This window comes from Pseudomonas sp. Pseusp21, assembly GCF_059492145.1.
This window is the reverse complement of record NZ_CP168520.1, coordinates 1,703,593-1,727,395: the sequence shown is the minus strand read 5'-3', so window position 1 is coordinate 1,727,395 and position 23,803 is coordinate 1,703,593. Positions and strand designations below refer to the sequence as shown.

The 23,803-nt window shown below is 58.0% G+C and carries 17 protein-coding genes, 2 tRNA genes and 3 rRNA genes; 16 read left to right on the top strand and 6 right to left on the bottom strand.

The features are described from left to right. Nucleotides 1-371 precede the first annotated feature (371 nt). From ACEN93_RS07675 to ACEN93_RS07660, 4 genes are all read left to right on the top strand, one after another. Nucleotides 372-641: a hypothetical protein gene (locus ACEN93_RS07675; protein ID WP_103386315.1), complete on the top strand. Its 270-nt coding sequence runs from the start codon at nt 372-374 to the stop codon at nt 639-641. Between the two features lie 101 nt (nt 642-742). Then, a complete protein-coding gene (locus tag ACEN93_RS07670) occupies nt 743-1,357 on the top strand; it encodes a LysE family translocator (protein ID WP_039770336.1) in 615 nt (204 codons plus the stop codon). A 206-nt stretch (nt 1,358-1,563) separates the two neighbouring features. Continuing rightward, nucleotides 1,564-2,730: an aminotransferase class V-fold PLP-dependent enzyme gene (locus tag ACEN93_RS07665; protein WP_495611271.1), complete on the top strand. Its 1,167-nt coding sequence runs from the start codon at nt 1,564-1,566 to the stop codon at nt 2,728-2,730. Nucleotides 2,731-2,785: 55 nt separating this feature from the next. Further along, nucleotides 2,786-4,594, top strand: coding sequence for an aminopeptidase P family protein (locus tag ACEN93_RS07660; RefSeq protein ID WP_495611270.1), 1,809 nt, complete (start codon nt 2,786-2,788; stop codon nt 4,592-4,594). An 89-nt stretch (nt 4,595-4,683) separates the two neighbouring features. Here ACEN93_RS07660 and ACEN93_RS07655 read toward each other — a convergent pair whose 3' ends face one another. Together ACEN93_RS07655 and ACEN93_RS07650 are read right to left on the bottom strand one after the other, a co-directional pair. Continuing rightward, on the bottom strand, nt 4,684-5,274 hold the full coding sequence (locus tag ACEN93_RS07655; protein ID WP_039770330.1) for a 2-hydroxychromene-2-carboxylate isomerase: 591 nt from the start codon (nt 5,272-5,274) through the stop codon (nt 4,684-4,686). A gap of 33 nt (nt 5,275-5,307) precedes the next feature. Next, complete coding sequence (locus ACEN93_RS07650; protein ID WP_495611269.1) at nt 5,308-6,036, bottom strand: SDR family oxidoreductase; 729 nt, start codon at nt 6,034-6,036, stop codon at nt 5,308-5,310. A gap of 90 nt (nt 6,037-6,126) precedes the next feature. Here ACEN93_RS07650 and ACEN93_RS07645 point away from each other — a divergent pair, with 90 nt between their 5' ends. Then, nucleotides 6,127-6,696, top strand: a complete 570-nt coding sequence (locus ACEN93_RS07645) for a TetR/AcrR family transcriptional regulator (RefSeq protein ID WP_495611268.1) — start codon at nt 6,127-6,129, stop codon at nt 6,694-6,696. 10 nt (nt 6,697-6,706) lie between these two features. On the opposite strand, the gene ACEN93_RS07640 is transcribed toward ACEN93_RS07645, so the two are convergent. Continuing rightward, nucleotides 6,707-6,988 (bottom strand): hypothetical protein, encoded by a 282-nt coding sequence (locus tag ACEN93_RS07640; RefSeq protein ID WP_007955851.1) that lies wholly within the window; start codon nt 6,986-6,988, stop codon nt 6,707-6,709. Between the two features lie 168 nt (nt 6,989-7,156). Beyond that, on the bottom strand, nt 7,157-8,044 hold the full coding sequence (gene rhtA, locus ACEN93_RS07635) for a threonine/homoserine exporter RhtA (protein ID WP_039770325.1): 888 nt from the start codon (nt 8,042-8,044) through the stop codon (nt 7,157-7,159). 657 nt (nt 8,045-8,701) lie between these two features. Between rhtA and ACEN93_RS07630 the strand changes: the two genes are divergently transcribed. The 6 genes from ACEN93_RS07630 to mrdA all read left to right on the top strand — a co-directional run bounded on the left by ACEN93_RS07630 (nt 8,702) and on the right by mrdA (nt 16,040). Then, nucleotides 8,702-10,238, top strand: a 16S ribosomal RNA gene (locus tag ACEN93_RS07630). A gap of 123 nt (nt 10,239-10,361) precedes the next feature. After that, nucleotides 10,362-10,438: transfer RNA gene (locus ACEN93_RS07625), tRNA-Ile, on the top strand. A 10-nt stretch (nt 10,439-10,448) separates the two neighbouring features. After that, nucleotides 10,449-10,524, top strand: a tRNA-Ala gene (locus ACEN93_RS07620). Nucleotides 10,525-10,762: 238 nt separating this feature from the next. Then, nucleotides 10,763-13,653: ribosomal RNA gene (locus ACEN93_RS07615) — 23S ribosomal RNA — on the top strand. Nucleotides 13,654-13,809: 156 nt separating this feature from the next. Next, nucleotides 13,810-13,925, top strand: a 5S ribosomal RNA gene (gene rrf, locus ACEN93_RS07610). The 16S, 23S and 5S rRNA genes sit together here with 2 tRNA genes alongside, the layout of an rRNA operon. Nucleotides 13,926-14,147: 222 nt before the next feature. Continuing rightward, nucleotides 14,148-16,040, top strand: coding sequence for a penicillin-binding protein 2 (gene mrdA / locus ACEN93_RS07605; RefSeq protein WP_039772833.1), 1,893 nt, complete (start codon nt 14,148-14,150; stop codon nt 16,038-16,040). A 12-nt stretch (nt 16,041-16,052) separates the two neighbouring features. Here the strand turns inward: mrdA and ACEN93_RS07600 are convergent, their stop codons facing one another. Beyond that, entirely contained in the window at nt 16,053-17,012 is a 960-nt protein-coding gene (locus ACEN93_RS07600) for a LysR family transcriptional regulator (protein ID WP_064381145.1), read from the bottom strand. Nucleotides 17,013-17,156: 144 nt separating this feature from the next. On the opposite strand from ACEN93_RS07600, the gene ACEN93_RS07595 reads away from it, so the two are divergent. Genes ACEN93_RS07595 through ACEN93_RS07585 form a run of 3 tightly spaced genes read left to right on the top strand, consistent with a single transcriptional unit; the run spans nt 17,157 to nt 20,136 of the window. Then, nucleotides 17,157-18,458 (top strand): MFS transporter, encoded by a 1,302-nt coding sequence (locus ACEN93_RS07595; RefSeq protein ID WP_495611267.1) that lies wholly within the window; start codon nt 17,157-17,159, stop codon nt 18,456-18,458. Further along, a complete protein-coding gene (locus ACEN93_RS07590) occupies nt 18,455-19,210 on the top strand; it encodes a class II aldolase/adducin family protein (protein ID WP_039772830.1) in 756 nt (251 codons plus the stop codon). The genes ACEN93_RS07595 and ACEN93_RS07590 overlap by 4 nt, the downstream gene beginning before the upstream one ends. Next, entirely contained in the window at nt 19,207-20,136 is a 930-nt protein-coding gene (locus ACEN93_RS07585) for a 2-hydroxyacid dehydrogenase (RefSeq protein ID WP_103386725.1), read from the top strand. Before ACEN93_RS07590 ends, ACEN93_RS07585 begins: the two co-directional genes overlap by 4 nt. Here ACEN93_RS07585 and ACEN93_RS07580 read toward each other — a convergent pair. Next, the gene (locus ACEN93_RS07580) at nt 20,130-21,065 is read right to left on the bottom strand and encodes a LysR family transcriptional regulator (RefSeq protein ID WP_007953119.1); all 936 of its coding nucleotides are present in this window, start codon (nt 21,063-21,065) and stop codon (nt 20,130-20,132) included. The two genes, ACEN93_RS07585 and ACEN93_RS07580, sit on opposite strands and share 7 nt — an antisense overlap. Nucleotides 21,066-21,228: 163 nt before the next feature. Here ACEN93_RS07580 and ACEN93_RS07575 point away from each other — a divergent pair, with 163 nt between their 5' ends. Beyond that, the gene (locus tag ACEN93_RS07575; RefSeq protein ID WP_495611266.1) at nt 21,229-22,539 is read left to right on the top strand and encodes an MFS transporter; all 1,311 of its coding nucleotides are present in this window, start codon (nt 21,229-21,231) and stop codon (nt 22,537-22,539) included. Nucleotides 22,540-22,561: 22 nt separating this feature from the next. Then, on the top strand, nt 22,562-23,800 hold the full coding sequence (locus ACEN93_RS07570) for a Zn-dependent hydrolase (RefSeq protein ID WP_074689274.1): 1,239 nt from the start codon (nt 22,562-22,564) through the stop codon (nt 23,798-23,800). Nucleotides 23,801-23,803 lie beyond the last annotated feature (3 nt).

Sequence of the window (23,803 nt, the reverse complement as noted above, 5' to 3'; positions counted from 1 at the left end):
CAGTTGCTCGGCGAGCAGTGAGTAGTCACTGGAGCAGAGCAAGCGCTGTACCAATTCCTGTAAGGCCCGTATTCCGGGGCTTTGAGCGTTGTCGGCGGCTGTGCTCGTGTGACTTTCAGGCGGGTTTGTTGAACCGCTGTTGCCTGGGAAACAGTTGCTGGAGCAACAGTGCCGAACGCGATGAAGGATTTATAAAGGCTGACTTTTATTCCGTAAAAGACTGTTAATTGATATTGATAGGTCTTTTGAGAATATGCAGAGCGAATCCTGCCCGAATTCTGATAGCCACTATTGAGAGCGTTGATTTCTGCCAAAGCGTGCCCGGGCGTAGCCTTTCTCCATCGACCCACACTGCTCGCCAGGACGCTCCCATGAATCGTTTACTGACTGTTTCGCTGATGCTCGCTGTCTCTGTTCTCGCCGGTTGCGCGAGCCATGGTTCCCCGGAACTGCGCCCTTACACGGCGGAGGAAACCCGCGAACTGGCGCTTGAATCGCTGAACCGTCGCGGTCTGTCCTTCGAGGAATACCACGCGAAAAAAGCCGAATTGCTCGGCCAGCCACAGAAGACATTCGGTTTCGATACCAAGGGTGAAATGAGCGCCGAGCGGGCCGTACAGCTGCACGGTCGTCCAAGCTGATAGCAAACTGTACTGCTCGAAGTTTTACCCAACTGTCCGTGGGTTTGCGCGGCGCCGTGGGATAGGGTCAACACCTGAATGACCCTGACGGACTGCCTGCCATGACCCTCTCGCTCGACCTGTTGCTGGGCTTTGCCCTGTTTGCCCTTGTCACCTCGATCACACCGGGGCCGAACAACACCATGTTGCTGGCATCGGGCGTGAACTTCGGTTTCAACCGCACCATCCCTCATATGCTTGGCATTACCTGCGGCTTCTTCGTGCTGGTGGTGGCGGTGGGTTTTGGCCTGGGCGCGGTATTCCAGACCTATCCGCTGCTTTATACGATCCTGCGTTATGTCGGCGCGGCGTACTTGCTGTACCTGGCGTGGAAAATCGCTCACTCCGGCCCGGTCGGCGACAGCGAGCAGGGCGAGGCGAAACCGATCAGCTATCTCGGAGCGGCCGCTTTTCAGTGGGTCAACCCCAAGGCGTGGATCATGGCCATTGGTGCCATCAGCACCTACACGCCGATGCAGGGCTATTTCACCAACGTGATCGTGATTGCGGCGGTGTTCGCCATCATCAACCTGCCAAGCGTCGGCGTCTGGGCGGCGTGCGGGACCTTGCTGCGCAACGTGCTCAAGGATCGCCGCTGGTTGCGGCTGTTCAACTGGGGCATGGCAGCGCTGCTGGTGATTTCGCTGTATCCGTTACTCCTTGAAAGCTTTAGCTGACGCAGCGCTACAACCGCCGGCCCGATGCCTGTTAAAGTCGCGTTCAGGAGCGTTCCTACGCACTTTTAAATGAAGTTGTTCTTCTTTAACGGCCTCCGATCAGGTATTGATGACGCTCTCGAACCCGGACGCAGCTCACAAGGCTGCGTCGTGCCGTTTGCAGACACGAGCCTCCTGATCCCGGAACACGCTCTGCGAGTCTTTTTATGAACACACGTCCGCTGTATTTCGATTACGCCGCCACCACCCCGGTGGACGAGCGGGTCATCCAGGTGATGATCGAGTGTCTGGGTTTCAACGGTAATTTCGGCAACCCGGCTTCCAGTTCCCACGCCTTCGGCCAGCAGGCCCGGCAAGCGGTCGAGAACGCTCGCCGGCAAGTCGCCGAACTGGTCGGCGCCCAGGCGCAGCAGATCGTCTGGACCTCCGGCGCCACCGAATCCAACAACCTTGCACTGAAAGGCGTGGCCCAGGCCCGTGGTGTGTCCGGCGGGCACATCATCACCAGTCAGATCGAACACAAAGCCATCCTCGACACCGCCCGGCAATTGCAGGACGCCGGTGTCGCCGTGACCTATCTGGTGCCGGACGCCGAAGGCCTGATTACCGCGCAAGCGGTCAGCGAAGCGATGCGTGAAGACACCTTTCTGGTGTCGCTGATGCTGGTCAACAACGAACTCGGTACCGTAAACGACATCCCGGCCATCGGCGAAGTGGTGCGTGGGCGCGGGGCGTTGTTCCACGTCGATGCGGCCCAGGGCGCCGGCAAGGTCGCGATCGATCTGGCGCAATGGCCGGTCGATCTGATGTCGTTTTCGGCGCACAAACTCTACGGGCCCAAAGGCATCGGTGCGCTGTACGTCGGCCCGCGTGCGCAACAGCGTTTGCAGGCGCAGATTCACGGTGGCGGGCACGAGGGCGGCTTGCGTTCCGGTACGCTGGCGACTCACCAGATTGCTGCCATGGGCTCGGCGTTTGCCCTGGCCGCCGACGCTTTCGATGACGAGAAGAAAACCATCGTTGCGTTGCGCGAACGACTGCTCGAACAACTCTTGAGCCTGCCCGGCGTGCGCCTCAATGGCAGCAGCACCCAACGTATCCCGCACACCTTGAGCCTGACCTTCAGCGAAGGCGAGTTCAACCCGGCAGCGCTGAGCCATTCGATCGCGTTTTCCGCGACCTCGGCCTGCAATTCCGCGAGCAACACACCGTCCCACGTTTTGCTGGCATTGGGGCTCGACGCGCACCTGGCGGGACGCACGATTCGCCTGAGTCTCGGCCGTTTCACCACCGCCGAAGACATCGACAAGGCTGTAGATCTGATCAAGACCGCCTGCGCCAGTGCTCCGGCATTCTGGGCGACAGGACTTTAACCAGCCGACCTGACGGCTACGAACAATAACGATGAAGTGATTGGCAGGAGACATGATGAGTACCCAGACTTTGACCGAAGGAACGGTTCCCCAGCGCCTCGCGCACACCCGTGAATTGATGCGTCGCGAAGGTATCCATGCGTTGCTGGTGCCGTCCGCCGACCCGCACCTGTCGGAATACCTGCCGGGTTACTGGCAGGGCCGGCAATGGCTTTCGGGTTTCCATGGCTCGGTCGGCACGTTGATTGTCACCACCGATTTCGCCGGGGTCTGGGCCGATAGCCGTTACTGGGAACAGGCGACCAAGGAACTCAAGGGCAGCGGCATCGAACTGGTGAAACTGCAACCGGGTCAGCCGAGCCCGCTGGACTGGCTGGCCGAGCAGACGCCGGAAGGTGGCGTGGTTGCGGTCGACGGCGCGGTGATGGCCGTCGCGTCGGCGCGTACGCTGGGCAGCAAGCTCGAAGCGCGGGGCGCCAGTCTGCGTACCGATATCGACTTGTTGAAGGAGGTCTGGAGCGATCGCCCGGCGCTGCCGAATGCGCCGATCTACCAGCACCTGCCGCCGCAGGCGACTGTCAGCCGTGGCGAAAAACTCGGCAAACTGCGCGAAACCTTGCAGGAACGCGGCGCCGATTGGCACTTCATCGCCACCCTTGACGACATCGCCTGGCTGTTCAACCTGCGCGGCGGCGATGTGTCGTTCAACCCGGTATTCGTTTCCTTCGCGCTGATCAGCCAGCAACAAGCCACGCTTTTTGTGGCACTGAGCAAGGTCGATGCTGAGCTGCGCGCAGTGCTGGAAAAAGACGGCGTGGCCCTGCGCGATTACAGCGAAGTCGCTGACGCCTTGCGGGCGATCCCGAGTGGCGCGAGCCTGCTGGTGGATCCGGCGCGGGTCACCAGCGGTCTGCTGGATAACCTCGACACTGGCGTGAAACTGGTCGAAGGCCTGAACCCGACCACACTGGCCAAGTCGCAGAAGAGCCTGGCGGACGCCGCACACATCCGTCAGGCGATGGAGCAGGACGGCGCGGCGCTGTGCGAGTTTTTCACCTGGCTGGATTCGGCCTGGGGTCGTGAGCGCATTACCGAACTGACCATCGACGAAAAACTCACCGCCGCCCGGGAGCGTCGCCCGGATTATGTGTCGCTGAGTTTCAACACCATCGCTGCGTTCAACGCCAATGGTGCGATGCCGCACTACCACGCCACTGCGGAAGAACACGCGGTGATCGAGGGTGACGGCTTGCTGCTGATTGATTCCGGTGGCCAATACCTGGGCGGTACCACCGACATTACGCGGATGGTGGCGGTCGGTACGCCGAGTGAAGAGCAGAAACGTGACTGCACTCGGGTGTTGAAGGGCGTGATCGCCTTGTCCCGCGCGCATTTCCCGAAAGGCATTCTGTCGCCGCTACTGGATGCGATTGCCCGTGCGCCGATCTGGGCCGAAAACGTGGACTACGGTCACGGCACCGGTCACGGCGTGGGCTACTTCCTCAACGTGCATGAAGGTCCGCAGGTGATCGCCTATCAGGCGGCGCCGGCGCCACAAACCGCCATGCAGCCTGGAATGATCACCTCCATCGAGCCGGGCACTTATCGTCCGGGCCGCTGGGGTGTGCGGATCGAGAACCTGGCGATGAACGTTGAAGCGGGGAGCAGTGAGTTCGGCGAATTCCTCAAGTTCGAAACCCTGACCCTGTGCCCGATCGACACTCGCTGCCTGGAGCCCTCGTTGCTGACGCAGGAAGAGAAGCAGTGGTTCAACGCCTATCACGCCGAAGTGCGCGAGCGTCTGAGCCCGTTGCTTGAGGGCGCGGCGCTGGATTGGTTGAACACCCGTACTGCCGCTATTTAACAGGTTGAAGCTCGGGCGCTGCGGCCAGCGCCTGGGTCATGAAGTCGACAAACGCGTTGACCCAGGCGGACTGGTGTGGTTGTGGAGATTTAACGCAGGGCTTCCACAACGAAGTCGAGCCGGTCCTGACCGAAGAACAACTGGTTGTCGATGAACATGCTCGGCGCACCGAAGACGCCACGCTTCACGGCGGTTTCGGTGTTGTCCTTGAGCGCAGCCTTGACCGCTTCATCGTTGGTCAACGCCAGTACTTCTTCAGGATTGAAGCCATGTTCGGTCAGCACGGCGGCAACTGTTGCCGGCTCATCGAGGGCGCGGCCTTCAACCCACAGCGCTTTGAACAGGCAATCGATGAATGCCAGGAAGCGATCCGGATAACGCAGTTGAATGCCGGTGACCGCGCGCATCAACATCAGGGTATTGATCGGGAAATGCGGGTTGAATTTCAGGGGCACGCCGTAGCGTTTGGCGTAGCGGTCCAGGTCCTGAAACATGTAACGACCCTTGGCCGGGATCATTGCCGGCGACGCGTTGCCGGTGGCTTTGAAGACGCCGCCCAGCAATATCGGAATGTAGATCAACTGGCTGCCGGTTTCAGCGCAGATTTTCGGCAGTTGGGTATACGCCAGGTAGGTGGCGGGGCTGCCGAGATCAAAATAGAACTCCACGGTTTTGCTCATGTTCGCTGCACTCTGTTTTTGTTCTTGGTGGGATTACCAGCGTTCGTTCCACGGACGCAGATCCAGTTCGAACGTCCAGGCGTCCCGTGGCTGGCTATGCAGATACCAGTAGTTCTCGGCAATGTGTTCGGGGTCGAGGATACCGTCCTGATCTTTGGTGGCATATTTGTCAGGGAAGTTGTCGCGGATGAAATCGGTATCGATGGCACCGTCGACCACAACGTGGGCGACATGAATGTTCATCGGGCCGAGCTCTCTGGCCATGCTTTGTGCCAGAGCCCGGATACCGTGCTTGGCTCCCGCGAATGCGGCAAAACCCGAGGCGCCCCGCAGACCAGCGGTGGCACCCGTAAACAGGATCGTGCCGCGACGGCGGGTCACCATCCGTTTGGCGACTTCCCGGGCATTGAGAAACCCGGAGAAACAGGCCATCTCCCAGATTTTGAAATACTTGCGGGCGGTTTCTTCAAGAATGCTGCAGGGCACGTTAGCGCCGATGTTGAAAACGAACGCTTCAATCGGTCCGAGGCGGGTTTCGATATCTTCAATCAGTGCAATTACGTCTTCTTCCTTGCGCGCATCGCAGGCAAAACCGTGGGCTTCACCGCCGTCCATCTGAATGGCTTCCACCAAGGGCTGCAATTTGTCGGCGCTGCGCCGCGTGACGCAAGCGATGAAACCTTCTTTGGCAAACCGCTTGGCGATGGCGCCGCCCGTGGCATCACCTGCACCGACAACCAATACGACCTTCTTGTTATTCATGGGTGGATCCCTTTAGTAAACGATCGTTAAGTGAACGAACGTTATGTTAGGATTTGCTCAGCGTCAAGGCACTCGATGTGAGGACAAAACATGCGGTATTCCGCCGGTCACAAGCTGGAAACCAAAGAAAAGCTCCTGCAAAGCAGCTCGTTGTCTGCGAAAAAAAATGGGTTTTCATCAATGGGCGTCGATGGTCTGATGAAGGCGATCGGCTTGAGCGGGGCGGCGTTCTACAGTCATTTCTCGTCCAAGGACGCCTTGTTCGCGGCGATCGTCGAACGCGAGTTGGGCCAGAGTCTGGAGCGCTTGGGCGGGCAGGGTACGCAGGATCGCGAACGGTTGGAGCGATGCTTGAAACTGTATCTGAACATGGACCATGTCGAGCAGCCTGATCTGGGCTGCGCATTGCCTGCGTTGGGCGCCGAGATCGCGCGGTCCGATATTGTTGTGCGGGAGCAGGCCGAGCTGTGGATTTGCAAACTTCAGGAGAATTGGGCGCAAATTCTGGAAAGTGACAGCCTGGCCTGGGCAATTCTGTCGCAATGCGTCGGAGCACTGGTGGTGGCGCGTATGCTGGCGTCGCCCAGGATTCAGCAGCGGGTGCTGGATTCATGCCGTGAAGAGATCGGGATCCAGCTCGCCGCTTCGCGAACGCAGTAGGGGCGATGATTTATTTGCAGATGACGATCATGCTACGGCTGGTATAGCCGGCGGGGTTGAGGCCAAAGGGATAATCACCTGGCTCTTCCACGGTGTCGCCAGATTTTGCAATGACTTTGTAGCCCTTCGGCGCGCAAGAGTTCGCGGCACTGGCGTAGCACTTGTCCCAAGAGGAGGACAACCCCGAACAGTTGATGTGCAGCCCTTTTTTGCCGTGTTTGACCTGGGTCTTCGACGTCGCCGCGCAGCCCGCAACGGCGAGTATGGCGATCAGTATCAAAATTCGTTTCATTACCGTCCTTATGGCCGCCTCGAGTCTGACGCTCGGGTCTGCCTGTATGCGCTCTCGCTTGAAGCGTTCCGATATCCCTATCCGAAAAAATCCATGTCTGGCACTGGGTTGCGAGGCTAAACATGGCCTAAATGAACGCCAATTGCCAGACCTTCGTAAAATCCTCTTTCAATCTGCCGCGATGGCGGGTTTAGAGGTGCTGCCCATCGTCATGGTTGCTCCTACGGAGGCCAGAATAATGCACAGGATCGCCATCCATTGTGACAAAGAGAGGTATTCCTGAAGGAAAAACAGACCCGAGAGTGCGCCGAAGGCCGGTTCGATGCTCATCAGCGTGCCGAAGGTGCGGGCGGGCATGCGGGTAAGGGCGACCATTTCCAGTGTGTAGGGGAGAGCTGTGGACAGGATCGCGACCCCGATAGCGATCGGGATCAATGCGGGTGTCAGCAGTGCGCTGCCGGCGTGGACGATGCCTATGGGGGCGACGAACAGGGCTGCGATCATCACGCCAAGCGCCGCGGTGGTCACGCCATTATCTGCTCCAGCCTTCTGGCCAAACAGGATATACAAGGCCCAGCACGCGCCGGCTCCCAGCGCATAACCTGCACCGATCAGATCGATACCCGTTGTCGTGGCGCCGGTCGGTATCAACAGCAACAAGCCGATAGCAGCCAGGGCAATCCAGAGAAAATCGATCGCGCGACGCGAGGCATAGATAGCTACTGCCAGCGGACCCGTGAACTCCAGCGCGACTGCGATGCCGAGCGGAACGGTGCGCAACGACATGTAGAAAAGGAAGTTCATGCCGCCTAGCGCCATCCCGTAGATAATCACTGTGCGCAGTGATTTGGCTGTCAGCTTCGCTCTCCAGGGTTTGAGCAATAACAGCATGATCACGCTGGCGAAGATCAGGCGAAGGGTAGTAGTACCTTGGGCTCCAACGATAGGGAACATGCTTTTGGCCAGCGAAGCGCCTGACTGGATTGATGCCATGGCTATTAATAGCAGGCCAACCGGGAACAGAGTTGAGGCAAGGCTGCGAGGTTGATCGTTCATTGCGTGGCATCATCCGAAGAGTAGCTGTTGTATTGGGCAATATAGTGCGCACTCGCCAAGTCCCCGTCTATATAGAAGCGGTCTTTTTCCTTCTCTTGATAGAAAATTCAAATTAAGGGTTGACGGCAGATTCTGAGTCTCTATAATTCGCCCCACTTCCGGCGCAGTCGAAACGGAAAACTCCTTGAGATTCAATGAGTTAAGTAGGTTTCGAAGGCGGGTCGCTTCAGTTCATCGAAGCCTGGAAGGAGTTGGAAATGCCGGTTCTTTTGGTGCTTTCAACGATTCGATCTTCTCGGTCGAAAGCGGAGAAAAAGAGGTGTTGACAGCAGCGTGTAACGCTGTAGAATTCGCCTCCCGCTAACGAGAGATCGGAAGCGCAAGTGGTTGAAGTTGTTGAAGAAATCTTCGAAAACTTCTGAAGATAATCACTTGACAGCAAATGAGGCTGCTGTAGAATGCGCGCCTCGGTTGAGACGAAAGATCTTAACCAACCGCTCTTTAACAACTGAATCAAGCAATTCGTGTGGGTGCTTGTGGAGTCAGACTGATAGTCAACAAGATTATCAGCATCACAAGTTACTCCGCGAGAAATCAAAGATGTAACCAACGATTGCTGAGCCAAGTTTAGGGTTTCTTAAAAACCCAAAGATGTTTGAACTGAAGAGTTTGATCATGGCTCAGATTGAACGCTGGCGGCAGGCCTAACACATGCAAGTCGAGCGGATGAAGGGAGCTTGCTCCTGAATTCAGCGGCGGACGGGTGAGTAATGCCTAGGAATCTGCCTGGTAGTGGGGGACAACGTTTCGAAAGGAACGCTAATACCGCATACGTCCTACGGGAGAAAGCAGGGGACCTTCGGGCCTTGCGCTATCAGATGAGCCTAGGTCGGATTAGCTAGTTGGTGAGGTAATGGCTCACCAAGGCGACGATCCGTAACTGGTCTGAGAGGATGATCAGTCACACTGGAACTGAGACACGGTCCAGACTCCTACGGGAGGCAGCAGTGGGGAATATTGGACAATGGGCGAAAGCCTGATCCAGCCATGCCGCGTGTGTGAAGAAGGTCTTCGGATTGTAAAGCACTTTAAGTTGGGAGGAAGGGTTGTAGATTAATACTCTGCAATTTTGACGTTACCGACAGAATAAGCACCGGCTAACTCTGTGCCAGCAGCCGCGGTAATACAGAGGGTGCAAGCGTTAATCGGAATTACTGGGCGTAAAGCGCGCGTAGGTGGTTCGTTAAGTTGGATGTGAAATCCCCGGGCTCAACCTGGGAACTGCATCCAAAACTGGCGAGCTAGAGTATGGTAGAGGGTGGTGGAATTTCCTGTGTAGCGGTGAAATGCGTAGATATAGGAAGGAACACCAGTGGCGAAGGCGACCACCTGGACTGATACTGACACTGAGGTGCGAAAGCGTGGGGAGCAAACAGGATTAGATACCCTGGTAGTCCACGCCGTAAACGATGTCAACTAGCCGTTGGGAGCCTTGAGCTCTTAGTGGCGCAGCTAACGCATTAAGTTGACCGCCTGGGGAGTACGGCCGCAAGGTTAAAACTCAAATGAATTGACGGGGGCCCGCACAAGCGGTGGAGCATGTGGTTTAATTCGAAGCAACGCGAAGAACCTTACCAGGCCTTGACATCCAATGAACTTTCCAGAGATGGATTGGTGCCTTCGGGAACATTGAGACAGGTGCTGCATGGCTGTCGTCAGCTCGTGTCGTGAGATGTTGGGTTAAGTCCCGTAACGAGCGCAACCCTTGTCCTTAGTTACCAGCACGTTATGGTGGGCACTCTAAGGAGACTGCCGGTGACAAACCGGAGGAAGGTGGGGATGACGTCAAGTCATCATGGCCCTTACGGCCTGGGCTACACACGTGCTACAATGGTCGGTACAAAGGGTTGCCAAGCCGCGAGGTGGAGCTAATCCCATAAAACCGATCGTAGTCCGGATCGCAGTCTGCAACTCGACTGCGTGAAGTCGGAATCGCTAGTAATCGCGAATCAGAATGTCGCGGTGAATACGTTCCCGGGCCTTGTACACACCGCCCGTCACACCATGGGAGTGGGTTGCACCAGAAGTAGCTAGTCTAACCTTCGGGAGGACGGTTACCACGGTGTGATTCATGACTGGGGTGAAGTCGTAACAAGGTAGCCGTAGGGGAACCTGCGGCTGGATCACCTCCTTAATCGACGACATCAGCTGCTCCATAAGTTCCCACACGAATTGCTTGATTCATTGAAGAAGACGATAGAAGCAGCTTTAAGCTCCAAGCTGATAGCTCACAGCTAGCAGTTACAAGCTCGAAATTGGGTCTGTAGCTCAGTTGGTTAGAGCGCACCCCTGATAAGGGTGAGGTCGGCAGTTCGAATCTGCCCAGACCCACCAATTTTGTTATGGGGCCATAGCTCAGCTGGGAGAGCGCCTGCCTTGCACGCAGGAGGTCAGCGGTTCGATCCCGCTTGGCTCCACCATAAACTGCTTCGAAAGTTTGAGAGTTTAGAAATGAATATTCGAGTTGAATATTGATTTCTAGTCTTTTGATTAGATCGTTCTTTAAAAATTTGGGTATGTGATAGAAAGATAGACTGATGGCCACTTTCACTGGTGGTGATCAGGCTAAGGTAAAATTTGTGAGTTCTCTTAGTTGAGAAATTCGAATTTTCGGCGAATGTCGTCTTCACAGTATAACCAGATTGCTTGGGGTTATATGGTCAAGTGAAGAAGCGCATACGGTGGATGCCTTGGCAGTCAGAGGCGATGAAAGACGTGGTAGCCTGCGAAAAGCTTCGGGGAGTCGGCAAACAGACTTTGATCCGGAGATGTCTGAATGGGGGAACCCAGCCATCACAAGATGGTTATCTTGCACTGAATACATAGGTGCAAGAGGCGAACCAGGGGAACTGAAACATCTAAGTACCCTGAGGAAAAGAAATCAACCGAGATTCCCTTAGTAGTGGCGAGCGAACGGGGACTAGCCCTTAAGTGGCTTTGAGATTAGCGGAACGCTCTGGAAAGTGCGGCCATAGTGGGTGATAGCCCTGTACGCGAAAGTCTCTTAGTCATGAAATCGAGTAGGACGGAGCACGAGAAACTTTGTCTGAATATGGGGGGACCATCCTCCAAGGCTAAATACTACTGACTGACCGATAGTGAACTAGTACCGTGAGGGAAAGGCGAAAAGAACCCCGGAGAGGGGAGTGAAATAGATCCTGAAACCGTATGCGTACAAGCAGTGGGAGCAGACTTTGTTCTGTGACTGCGTACCTTTTGTATAATGGGTCAGCGACTTATTTTCAGTGGCGAGCTTAACCGAATAGGGGAGGCGTAGCGAAAGCGAGTCTTAATAGGGCGTCTAGTCGCTGGGAATAGACCCGAAACCGGGCGATCTATCCATGGGCAGGTTGAAGGTTAGGTAACACTGACTGGAGGACCGAACCGACTACCGTTGAAAAGTTAGCGGATGACCTGTGGATCGGAGTGAAAGGCTAATCAAGCTCGGAGATAGCTGGTTCTCCTCGAAAGCTATTTAGGTAGCGCCTCATGTATCACTGTAGGGGGTAGAGCACTGTTTCGGCTAGGGGGTCATCCCGACTTACCAAACCGATGCAAACTCCGAATACCTACAAGTGCCGAGCATGGGAGACACACGGCGGGTGCTAACGTCCGTCGTGAAAAGGGAAACAACCCAGACCGTCAGCTAAGGTCCCAAAGTTATGGTTAAGTGGGAAACGATGTGGGAAGGCTTAGACAGCTAGGAGGTTGGCTTAGAAGCAGCCACCCTTTAAAGAAAGCGTAATAGCTCACTAGTCGAGTCGGCCTGCGCGGAAGATGTAACGGGGCTCAAACCATACACCGAAGCTACGGGTATCACGCAAGTGATGCGGTAGAGGAGCGTTCTGTAAGCCTGTGAAGGTGAGTTGAGAAGCTTGCTGGAGGTATCAGAAGTGCGAATGCTGACATGAGTAACGACAATGGGTGTGAAAAACACCCACGCCGAAAGACCAAGGTTTCCTGCGCAACGTTAATCGACGCAGGGTTAGTCGGTCCCTAAGGCGAGGCTGAAAAGCGTAGTCGATGGAAAACAGGTTAATATTCCTGTACTTCTGGTTATTGCGATGGAGGGACGGAGAAGGCTAGGCCAGCTTGGCGTTGGTTGTCCAAGTTTAAGGTGGTAGGCTGAAATCTTAGGTAAATCCGGGGTTTCAAGGCCGAGAGCTGATGACGAGTTGCCTTTAGGCGACGAAGTGGTTGATGCCATGCTTCCAAGAAAAGCTTCTAAGCTTCAGATAACCAGGAACCGTACCCCAAACCGACACAGGTGGTTGGGTAGAGAATACCAAGGCGCTTGAGAGAACTCGGGTGAAGGAACTAGGCAAAATGGCACCGTAACTTCGGGAGAAGGTGCGCCGGTGAGGGTGAAGCACTTGCTGCGTAAGCCCACGCCGGTCGAAGATACCAGGCCGCTGCGACTGTTTATTAAAAACACAGCACTCTGCAAACACGAAAGTGGACGTATAGGGTGTGACGCCTGCCCGGTGCCGGAAGGTTAATTGATGGGGTTAGCTAACGCGAAGCTCTTGATCGAAGCCCCGGTAAACGGCGGCCGTAACTATAACGGTCCTAAGGTAGCGAAATTCCTTGTCGGGTAAGTTCCGACCTGCACGAATGGCGTAACGATGGCGGCGCTGTCTCCACCCGAGACTCAGTGAAATTGAAATCGCTGTGAAGATGCAGTGTATCCGCGGCTAGACGGAAAGACCCCGTGAACCTTTACTATAGCTTTGCACTGGACTTTGAATTTGCTTGTGTAGGATAGGTGGGAGGCTTTGAAGCGTGGACGCCAGTTCGCGTGGAGCCATCCTTGAAATACCACCCTGGCAACTTTGAGGTTCTAACTCAGGTCCGTTATCCGGATCGAGGACAGTGTATGGTGGGTAGTTTGACTGGGGCGGTCTCCTCCTAAAGAGTAACGGAGGAGTACGAAGGTGCGCTCAGACCGGTCGGAAATCGGTCGTAGAGTATAAAGGCAAAAGCGCGCTTGACTGCGAGACAGACACGTCGAGCAGGTACGAAAGTAGGTCTTAGTGATCCGGTGGTTCTGTATGGAAGGGCCATCGCTCAACGGATAAAAGGTACTCCGGGGATAACAGGCTGATACCGCCCAAGAGTTCATATCGACGGCGGTGTTTGGCACCTCGATGTCGGCTCATCACATCCTGGGGCTGAAGCCGGTCCCAAGGGTATGGCTGTTCGCCATTTAAAGTGGTACGCGAGCTGGGTTTAGAACGTCGTGAGACAGTTCGGTCCCTATCTGCCGTGGACGTTTGAGATTTGAGAGGGGCTGCTCCTAGTACGAGAGGACCGGAGTGGACGAACCTCTGGTGTTCCGGTTGTCACGCCAGTGGCATTGCCGGGTAGCTATGTTCGGGAAAGATAACCGCTGAAAGCATCTAAGCGGGAAACTTGCCTCAAGATGAGATCTCACTGGAACCTTGAGTTCCCTGAAGGGCCGTCGAAGACTACGACGTTGATAGGTTGGGTGTGTAAGCGCTGTGAGGCGTTGAGCTAACCAATACTAATTGCCCGTGAGGCTTGACCATATAACACCCAAGCAATCTGTAGACTCGAAAGAGACCAGATTGCGGTGTGTGAAGACGCAATGAACCGAAAGTTCGACGCTCACAAAACACCGACAGCTGTCACATACCCAATTTGCTGAAGCGAGGCCATCTGGTCACGAGTCAGTACCCGAATTTCTTGACGACCATAGAGCGTTGGAACCACCTGATCCCATCCCGAACTCAGAAGTGAAACGATGCATCGCCGATGGTAGTGTGGGGTTTCCCCATGTGAGAGTAGGTCATCGTCAAGATTAAATTCCGAAACCCCAATTGCGAAAGCAGTTGGGGTTTTGTTTTGCCTGCAGGAAAGTGCCTGGAGGAAGCTGAAGCTCCAACCGTCACGATCACAACCATTGGGGAAATCCCTCTGAAATGACCGCCCGGTTTTTGGTATGGTGCAGCTCGTTTTTTAACGGACTGATGTCACGCCCAAGGATCGGCGCTCATTTTTTTGTCAAAGAGTGGCTGCAGAAATGCCCGAACCCATCCCAATCAAAGATCACGAAAAAGAGACGCGGCTGGTCAACAAACGCCTGATCGCCTGTGCCTTGTTTGTGTTCGCCATTAGTTGCGCCCTGGTGGTGCGCCTGTACATCCTGCAAGTCGTCGAGTTCGACTACCACTCGACCATCTCCGAAAACAATCGCGTCCATGTCCTGCCGATCCCGCCGACACGCGGCCTGATCTACGATCGCAATGGTGTGTTGCTGGCCGACAACCGTCCCAGCTACAACCTGACGATCACAAGAGAGCGCGCGACTGACGTCAACCAGGAGCTGGATGAAGTCATCAACCTCCTGCACCTGCCCGCCGAAGACCGCACAGTCTTCGATAAGGCCATGAAGCAGTCGCGTCACCCGTTTACACCCGTAACGCTGTTCTATGAGCTGACCGAAGAACAGATCGCCGTGCTGGCAGTTAACGAGTTCCGTCTGCCAGGCCTGGATGTCGAGCCACAATTCGTCCGTAACTACCCTTTGGGTGCGCACTTTGCACACTCGATCGGCTACGTCGGCCGTATAAACGAAAAAGAATCCAAAACCCTCGATTCCGTCGAATACCGTGGTACCCAATCCATCGGCAAGACCGGGATCGAACGCTTTTACGAGCCACAACTGCACGGCCACGTCGGTTACGAGGAAGTAGAGACCAACGCTCAGGGCCGCGTACTGCGCGTGCTGAAACACACCGATCCGATACCAGGCAAAAACATCGTCCTGAGTCTCGACGTCAAACTCCAGGAAGCCGCCGAAGCCGCACTGGGCGACCGTCGCGGCTCAGTGGTTGCGCTGGACCCCTCGACCGGCGAAGTGCTGGCCATGGTCAGCAACCCGAGCTTCGACCCCAATCTGTTCGTGACCGGCATCAGCTCCAAGGAATATTCCGCGCTGCGCGATTCCATCGACCGCCCGCTGTTCAACCGCGTTTTGCGCGGTCTGTATGCGCCCGGTTCGACGATCAAGCCAGAGGTGGCGATTGCCGGTCTCGATGCCGGCGTGGTCACGCCTCAGACCCGCGTCTTCGATCCTGGCTACTACCAACTCCCGGACTTCGACCACAAATACCGCAACTGGAACCACAGCGGCGATGGCTGGGTGGACATGGACGCGGCGATCATGCGCTCCAACGACACCTACTTCTACGACCTGGCGCACAAGCTCGGCATCGATCGCCTGCATGACTACATGGCGATGTTCGGTCTCGGCGAGAAAGTCTCGCTGGACATGTTCGAGGAGTCACCCGGCCTGATGCCGTCCCAGGCATGGAAGCGCGCCACGCGCCGACAAGCCTGGTTCCCCGGCGAAACCGTGATCCTCGGCATCGGTCAGGGCTACATGCAGGTCACGCCGTTGCAACTGGCTCAAGCCACCGCACTGATTGCCAACAAGGGCATCTGGAACCGTCCGCACCTGGCCAAGACCGTCGACGGAGTGGCACCGGTGGACGAGCACCCGATGCCGAACATTCTGCTCAAGGATCCCCGTGACTGGGAGCAGGTCAACCACGGCATGCAGATGGTGATGCACGACGCCCGAGGCATTGCCCGTGCGGCGGCGGCCGGTGCGCAATATCGCATCGCCGGCAAGAGTGGTACGGCGCAGGTGGTGGCGATTAAGCAGGGCGAGCGCTACAACCGCGAGAAAACCCTTGAGCGCCATCGCGACAACGCCTTGTTCGTCGGCTTTGCTCCGGCCGAGCATCCGAAGATCGTGATTTCGGTGATGATCGAAAACGGCGAGGCCGGTGGCCGCGTCGCAGGTCCCGTAGTGCGGCAGATCATGGACGCCTGGCTACTCGACCAGGACGGTCACCTCAAGCCGCAATATGCGGCGCCTACCAAAGCGCCGGGCGATCCCCACGTGTAACTCGCTCCAGCTTCACAGCACAGGCTCACGCAAGCTGAGCATGTGCTGGAAGCTGTCGAGGAACACCGTTTCCGCCTGAGTCATCTTCTGTTCGCGATTCCACAGCAGCTGGATATCGAAATCCACCACCCCATCCTCCGGCGGCAAACGCCACAGCAAACCCTGTTCGACATCCCGTCGAACAAGGTGAATCGGCAAGCAACCAATCCCGAACCCTGCACAGATCAGGCGGTAAATCTCTTCAAAACTGGTGGAAGAGGCGACAATCTTGCCGGTAAAGCCCTGCTGGTCACGAAACAGCGTCAACGGCGAAAGATTGCCGCCGAGCTGATCGCTGGTGAAACTGACAAAGTTCTCCGCCGCCAGTTGCTCCAGCGTCAGATTCTGTTGTCCGAACAGTCGATGCCGTTGCCCGCAAAAGTAGGCGTAGCGCTCTCGGAACAGTACCCGCTGCTCCAGCCGAGGCTGTGGTAGACGACACAGTCCGACTCCGACCGTAGCGGTCTTTTGCAGCAATGAACTGATGATGTTCGAGCTGCCCATCACCTCGACTTCCAACTCGATTTTCGGGTGAGTTTCGTGGAAATCCGCAAGAAACTCATCGTAATGCCGCGCCTGCACGCCACTGACAGTCAGGATGCGGATCTTGCCGACAACGTCGTCATGGCGGTTCTCGACCACCGTGCCCAAACGGGAAATATCGCCGTAGATATCCGCCGCAATCCGCAGGACTTCTTCCCCGGTTTCCGTCAGATCAAAGCGCCGTCCACTGCGCGCAATCAACACACAATCCAATTGTTCTTCTAGACGTTTCAACGCCTGACTGACCGCCGACTGGGTGATGTGCAATCGCGCTGCGGCGCGACTCATGCTGCCTTCCTGCCCGATCACCAGATACGTGCGAAGCAGGTTCCAATCCAGCCGGTCATTGAGAAAACGCCTGCCAATCCAGGGATTTGCGGAGGAAGTCATGTAGTAGCCACGCTAATAGTAAAGATAAGTTTTTGAAAATTGACTAATCCTTTCACGGAAGCGATAAAGCCCACAAGCGCCACAGAGCGCGACCGTCAGCCGCTTCGACACCTGCCCAAAACTATAAATACACAGGGTTCTTGCATGCACACCACCGCTCAGCCGCGTCGCGCCGCGGCCGCTGCCTTCATTGGCACGACCATCGAGTTCTACGATTTCTACATCTACGCCACCGCCGCCGCACTGGTGCTCGGGCAAGTGTTCTTTCCCAGCAGCGACCCGGTGACTAGCACCCTCGCCGCGTTCGGCAGTTTCGCCGTAGGCTTCATCGCCCGTCCGATGGCCGGCATGGTGTTCGGCCATTTGGGTGATCGCCTCGGCCGCAAGAATATGTTGCTGGTGACCATGGCACTGATGGGCTTGGCCACGGCGGGTATCGGTCTGTTGCCGAGCTACGCCAGCGTCGGCATCTGGGCGCCGATCGGGTTGATCGTATTGCGCCTGATTCAGGGCATTTCCGTCGGCGGCGAGTGGGGCGGGGCAGTGTTGATGGCCAGTGAGCACGCCCCGGCCAAGCGTAAAACCTTCTATGCCTCCTTTGCACAACTCGGCAGCTCGGCGGGTTTGCTGCTGGCGTTGATCGCGTTTCGACTGGTGACGTCGCTGTCCCCGGAAGACTTCCTCGCCTGGGGCTGGCGTCTGCCGTTTCTCGCCAGCGGCGTGTTGATGATGGTCGGCCTGATGATCCGCTCCGGGGTGCATGAGTCGCCGGAATTCGCCAAGGCCAAGGACAACAACGAAACCGCGAAATACCCAGTGAAAGACGTAATCCGTCAATGCTGGCGGCAGATCCTTTTTGCTGCCGCCGCCGTCACCATCGGCTCGGCCGGGTTCTTCTTCACCAACACCTTCATGATCACCTACGTCACCCAATATCAGGGCATCCCGCGCGCAACCATTCTCGACTGCCTGTTCCTGGTGACGGTCATTCAACTGCTCTCGCAACCGTTGTCGGCACTGCTCGCCGAGCGCATCGGCGAAGGCCGATTTCTGATGTTGGTGGCGTTGCTGTGCATGGGCACGCCGTACCCGATGTTCCTGCTGGTCGGCACTCAAAACATTCTGTTGATGACCCTCGGCATCGCTGTCGCGGTGGTGATTCTCTCGGCCTTGTACGCGGTGATCGCCGGGTACATGACCCAGGCCTTCCCGGTGCACCTGCGTTACTCGGGCATTTCCATCGCTTACCAATTGAGCTGCGCAGTAGCCGGCGGCACCACGCCGCTGATCGGCACGCTGCTGGCCAGCAAGTTCTCCGGACAGTGGCTGCCATTGGCGGTGTTCTTCACGCTGCTGTCGGCCCTGTCCCTGATCGGTGTCTGCGGCCTCGCGCGCTTGCGGGCCAACCCGGTCGTCCTTCATAACAGCAAAGAGGTGTATTCGTGAGTAAGCCCGCCCATATTGACCCGATCGAATGGCAAGCCCGCTGCGAGCTCGCGGCGTTGTACCGATTGATCGCGCACTTTCGCATGACCGACCTTATCGACACCCACATCACCCTGCGGATTCCGGGGCCTGAGCATCATTTCCTGATCAACCGCTACGGGGTGATTTTCGACCGCATGCGTGCCTCCGATCTGGTGCGCATCGATCAGGACGGGCGCATCGTCGATCCTGAATACGCCGGGCATCGGGTCAACGCCGCCGGCTTCGTGATCCATTCGGCGATCCACATGGCGCGGCCGGATCTGAACTGCGTGATCCACACCCACACGGCCGCCGGCATGGCCGTCGCCGCGCAGAAACAAGGCCTGCTGCCGATCAGTCAGCACGCACTGAAGTTCTACGGAAAACTTGCTTACCACACCTACGAAGGCATCGCGCTGTCGCTGGATGAACGTGAGCGTTTGATCGCCGATCTCGGCCCGCACCGAGCGATGATCCTGCGCAACCACGGCCTGCTGGTCGGTGGTTCCGGCGTGGCCCAGGCATTCCAGGAAATCCACTTTCTGGAGCGCGCCTGCCAAGCCCAGGTGCAAGCGCTGGCCGGCGGTTGCGAGCTGCATTTCCCGTCGCCGGAAGTCTGCGCCCACACCGCCGAACAGTTCGACCGCGATGATCAGGACAACATCATCGACTTGGCCTGGGAGGCCGCACTGACCCTGATCGAATCCCAGCGCGAGTCCTATCTGTCATGAATACCGTTGCACTGATGTCCCGCGATACGCTGTTGCTCAAACAATTGCAGGAGGCCTTTGCCCGCCGTGCGCCGCAGCTTTCAGCGGTGCTGGCCGACGATCCCCGGGCGGCGAATGCGCAGATCGCGGCGTGCTGGTTTCCGCTGCCGGACAGCCTCGCCGCGTTGCCCAATCTGCAAGTGATTCACTCGGTCGCCGCCGGCATCGATCACCTGGAGCACGATCCGTCGTGCCCGGATCTGCCGGTGTGCAGGGTGGTTGATCCCGGCCATCGCCAAGGCATGACCGAGTATGTGCGCTGGGCGGTGATTCATTTTCATCGCGGCTTCGATCAAGTGCTGGAGCAACAGCGCCAACAGCATTGGGAGCGACCGCTGCAACGCCCGGCCCATGAGTTTCGGATCGGTGTGATGGGTCTCGGCTCGCTCGGCAGCGCGATCGCCCAAGACCTGGCGAGCGCCGGTTACGAGGTGCGTGGCTGGGCGCGCAGCAGCAAGGATTTGCCGGGCGTGCAGACCTTCGCCGGCAGCGATGGCTTCAACCCGTTCCTCGACGGCGTGGAGTTGCTGATCAATCTGTTGCCGCTCACCCACGAGACGCGCGGCATCCTCAATCGCGAGACGTTAGAACGGCTGGCCAACGGCGCGGCGCTGGTCAACGTCGGGCGCGGCGGGCACCTGAACATCGACGATCTGCAACAGGCACTGGCCCGTGGAAAACTGCGCGGTGCACTGCTGGATGTCTTCGAGCAGGAACCGCTGCCCGTCGAGCATTCGCTGTGGAAAACTCCGGGTGTAACCGTCACCCCGCACATGGCTTCGGCAGCTTCGCACGACTGCATCGCCGAACAGATCGCCGAGAACTTTCGCCGTTTGAACGTCGGCGAACCGCTGCTCAACAGCGCGGATCGCCTGCTCGGTTACTGATCCGCCAGGCAGGCCTGCAAGCGTTCGATGAACAGCGTTTCGGCGCGACTCATGCGCTGGTCGCGGTTCCACAGCAGATGAATGTCGACATCGGCAATCCCCTCGTGGGGCGGCAGGCGCCAGAGCAATCCGGCCTCGACGTCCGCCGCCACCACGTGCTCCGGCAAACAACCGATACCGAACCCGGCGATCACCAGTCGCCGCACTTCCTCAAGGCTTGGCGATGAGGCGACGATGCGTCCGCTGAAGCCTTGCTGATCACGAAAAATCGTCAGCGGCGAAAGCATCCCGCCAATCTGGTCGCTGGTGAAACTGACGAAGTTTTCCCGCTGCAAATCGCCTTCGCCGATGTCCTGTCGGCCAAACAGCGCGTGGTGTTTGCCACAGAAAAACGCATAGCGTTGACGCAGAAACAGACGCTGTTCCAGACGCGGTTGCGGGCGGCGATTGAGGCTCAGACCAAGGGTCGCGGTTTTCTCCTGAAGCGCGCTGACGATGTCCGAACTGCGCATCACATCCACCTCCAGATCCACCCTCGGATACTGCCGATGAAAGTCAGCAAGGAAGTCATCGAAACGCTCGGAAAAGATCCGGCTGATGATCAGCAGTCGCACCTTGCCGATCACTTCGTCGGCCGGTTGCTCCAGCAGGCTGCTGACCTGGGACATCTGCCCGTAGATCTCGCCGGCCAGTTCGAAGATCTGCTCGCCGACTTCGGTGAGGGCAAAGCGCGGGCCGCGCCGGGCGATCAGCTGGCGACCCAGTTGCTCCTCCAGACGCTTGAGTGCCTGGCTCACCGCCGGTTGGGTCAGGTGCAGACGCGCGGCGGCGCGGCTGATGCTCAGCTCCTGGCCGATTACCCGGAAGGTACGCAGCAGGTTCCAGTCGAGGCGGTCGTTGAGCAGGCGCTGGACGTCGCGTTCGGCCATGGGATTTCTCGATTATAAGGTGGGGTAATACTCGGAATAATAAATAGAAAATTGACTAATCATAGCCCCGGGACGATAAATCACCCCACGACAGGCGCCGCCAGAGCGTCTCGGATTCAGCGTTTTCCTCCTGCCAAAAAAACAATCAAAGGAGCCCGACCCCATGAAGCCCCACGCTTCGAACCAGCCGCGCCGTGCGGCGGCCGCAGCCTTCATCGGCACCATGATCGAGTGGTACGACTTTTACATCTACGCCACCGCCGCCGCACTGGTGTTCGGCGCGCTGTTCTTTCCCTCCGACGATCCGCTGTTCAGCACCATGGCGGCGTTCGGCACCTTCGCCGTGGGCTTCTTTGCCCGGCCGTTGGGCGGGATCATTTTCGGTCATATCGGCGACCGTATCGGTCGCAAGAAATCCCTGATCATCACGCTGTTGATGATGGGCGTAGTGACGGTGTGCATCGGCCTGTTGCCGACCTACGCGCAGATCGGCGCGGCAGCACCGGTGCTGCTGATTCTGCTGCGCATCGTCCAGGGCATCGCCGTTGGTGGCGAGTGGGGCGGGGCGGTGTTGATGGCCGGTGAGCATGCGCCGAAGGGCCGGCGCAATTTCTTCGCTTCGTTCGCGCAACTGGGCAGTCCGGCGGGTTTGATCCTGTCGCTGCTGGCCTTCAGTGCCGTGACCCGTTTGCCGGAAGAAGACCTGATGAGCTGGGGCTGGCGCCTGCCGTTCCTCGCCAGTGCGCTGTTGCTGCTGGTGGGCCTGGCGATTCGCCTGGGCGTGAACGAGTCGCCGGAATTCCTCGCCAGCCGCGAGCAGGCCAGCAAGCAAATCAAGAAAGAACAGGCGCCGGTCATGGAAGTACTGCGCACCGCGTGGCGTCCGCTGTTGCTGTGCATCGGCGCCAACACGCTGGGCATCGCCGGGGTGTATTTCACCAACACCTTCATGATCGCCTACACCACTCAGCAACTGGCACTGCCACGTTCGCTGATTCTCGAATGCCTGTTTTTCGTTGCGATCATCCAGTTCTGCATCCAGCCGCTGGCCGCGTGGACGGCGGAGAAGATCGGCGCGACACGTTTCCTGTGTCTGGTGTCGCTGCTGGCGATGGTCTCGCCGTACCCGATGTTCGTGCTGGTCAGTTTGGCCCAGGCGCCGCTGATCATCCTCGGCATCGCGCTGGCGGTGGTGTGCATGGCGTCGTTCTACGCAGTGATCGCCGGGTACGTCAGCGGCATGTTCGAGACTCGCGTGCGCTACACCGCGATCTCGCTGGCCTATCAGATTTGCGGCGCGGTGGCCGGTGGGTTGACGCCACTGATCGGCACGATGCTCGCGCACAAGTTCACCGGGCAGTGGTGGCCGATGGCGGTGTTCTACAGCCTGATCGCCGGCATTTCGCTGATCTGTGTGCTGTCCCTCGCCCGGCGTCACGCCAGCGCCCGTCGCGCGGAACTGGCCCGTGCCTGACCCGGAATTTCAGGAGAACCTCATGTTGAAGATCAATGGCGAACGCCTGTGGGCGAGCCTGATGGCCATGGCCGAAATCGGTGCGACAGCCCGAGGCGGCAGCTGCCGTCTGGCATTGAGCGACGAAGACAAGGCCGGTCGCGAACTGTTCGCCCACTGGTGCCGCGAAGCCGGCATGACCCTGAGCGTGGACGCCATCGGCAACCTGTTCGCCCGTCGCGCCGGCACCGATCCGGACGCCGCGCCGGTGATGATGGGCAGCCACCTCGACACCCAGCCCGAAGGCGGGCGTTTCGACGGCGTCTACGGCGTACTCGCCGGTCTGGAAGTGGTACGTTGCCTCAACGACCAGAACATCCAGACCCGCAAACCGCTGGAAGTGGCGGTGTGGACCAACGAAGAAGGTGCGCGCTTCACCCCGGCCATGTTCGGCTCGGCGGTGTTCACCGGGATCATGGATTTGGACGCTGCGCTGGCGGTACGTGATGTCGATGGCATCAGCGTTGCCGAAGCGTTGCAGCGTAGCGGTTACGCCGGTGAACGTCCGTTGGGCGGCGCGGTGGATGCGTATTTTGAGGCGCACATCGAGCAAGGCCCGATCCTTGAAGACAACGCCAAAAGCATCGGCGTGGTCACGGGTGGTCAGGCGATCCGCTGGCTCGATGTGCGTGTCGAAGGCATGGCCGCTCACGCCGGCACCACGCCGATGCCGCTGCGCAAAGATGCGCTGTACGGCGTGGCGCGGATGATTCAGGCGATTGAAGGCTTGGCCACGGATTTTGCCCCCGAAGGCCTGACCACGGTCGGCGAGTTGAGTATCAACAAGTCCTCGCGCAATACCATTCCGGGGCTGGTGAATTTCACCGTCGATCTGCGTCATCACCGTGACGAAGCGATTGCCGCGATGGAACAACAAGTCCGCGCCCGGTTGCAGGCGATTGCCGATGGCCGGGGCTTGAACCTGACGATCACCCCGCACTGGATCAGCCCGGCCACGCCGTTCGACGCCGAATGCGTGGCAGCCGTGCAAGAAGCGGTGGATGCGCTGGGCTACGCTCAGCAGTCGATTGTCAGCGGCGCCGGGCATGACGCGATTCATCTCGCACGCTACTGCCCGACGGCGATGGTGTTCATCCCGTGCGTCGGCGGCTTGAGTCACAACGAAGCCGAGGACGTGTTGCCCGAAGATGTGAAGCAGGGCACCGACGTATTGCTCAACGCCGTGCTGGCCCGCGCCGGTCTAATCGAACAGGGAGTCTGAATC

Coding starts and splice junctions, on each gene's coding strand:
- ACEN93_RS07670 (WP_039770336.1), top strand. CDS start 743: ATGACCCTCTCGCTCGACCTGTTGCTGGGCTTTGCCCTGTTTGCCCTT.
- ACEN93_RS07595 (WP_495611267.1), top strand. CDS start 17,157: ATGCACACCACCGCTCAGCCGCGTCGCGCCGCGGCCGCTGCCTTCATT.
- ACEN93_RS07665 (WP_495611271.1), top strand. CDS start 1,564: ATGAACACACGTCCGCTGTATTTCGATTACGCCGCCACCACCCCGGTG.
- ACEN93_RS07600 (WP_064381145.1), bottom strand. CDS start 17,012: ATGACTTCCTCCGCAAATCCCTGGATTGGCAGGCGTTTTCTCAATGAC.
- ACEN93_RS07655 (WP_039770330.1), bottom strand. CDS start 5,274: ATGAGCAAAACCGTGGAGTTCTATTTTGATCTCGGCAGCCCCGCCACC.
- ACEN93_RS07660 (WP_495611270.1), top strand. CDS start 2,786: ATGAGTACCCAGACTTTGACCGAAGGAACGGTTCCCCAGCGCCTCGCG.
- ACEN93_RS07650 (WP_495611269.1), bottom strand. CDS start 6,036: ATGAATAACAAGAAGGTCGTATTGGTTGTCGGTGCAGGTGATGCCACG.
- ACEN93_RS07585 (WP_103386725.1), top strand. CDS start 19,207: ATGAATACCGTTGCACTGATGTCCCGCGATACGCTGTTGCTCAAACAA.
- ACEN93_RS07675 (WP_103386315.1), top strand. CDS start 372: ATGAATCGTTTACTGACTGTTTCGCTGATGCTCGCTGTCTCTGTTCTC.
- rhtA (WP_039770325.1), bottom strand. CDS start 8,044: ATGAACGATCAACCTCGCAGCCTTGCCTCAACTCTGTTCCCGGTTGGC.
- mrdA (WP_039772833.1), top strand. CDS start 14,148: ATGCCCGAACCCATCCCAATCAAAGATCACGAAAAAGAGACGCGGCTG.
- ACEN93_RS07645 (WP_495611268.1), top strand. CDS start 6,127: ATGCGGTATTCCGCCGGTCACAAGCTGGAAACCAAAGAAAAGCTCCTG.
- ACEN93_RS07580 (WP_007953119.1), bottom strand. CDS start 21,065: ATGGCCGAACGCGACGTCCAGCGCCTGCTCAACGACCGCCTCGACTGG.
- ACEN93_RS07640 (WP_007955851.1), bottom strand. CDS start 6,988: ATGAAACGAATTTTGATACTGATCGCCATACTCGCCGTTGCGGGCTGC.
- ACEN93_RS07570 (WP_074689274.1), top strand. CDS start 22,562: ATGTTGAAGATCAATGGCGAACGCCTGTGGGCGAGCCTGATGGCCATG.
- ACEN93_RS07575 (WP_495611266.1), top strand. CDS start 21,229: ATGAAGCCCCACGCTTCGAACCAGCCGCGCCGTGCGGCGGCCGCAGCC.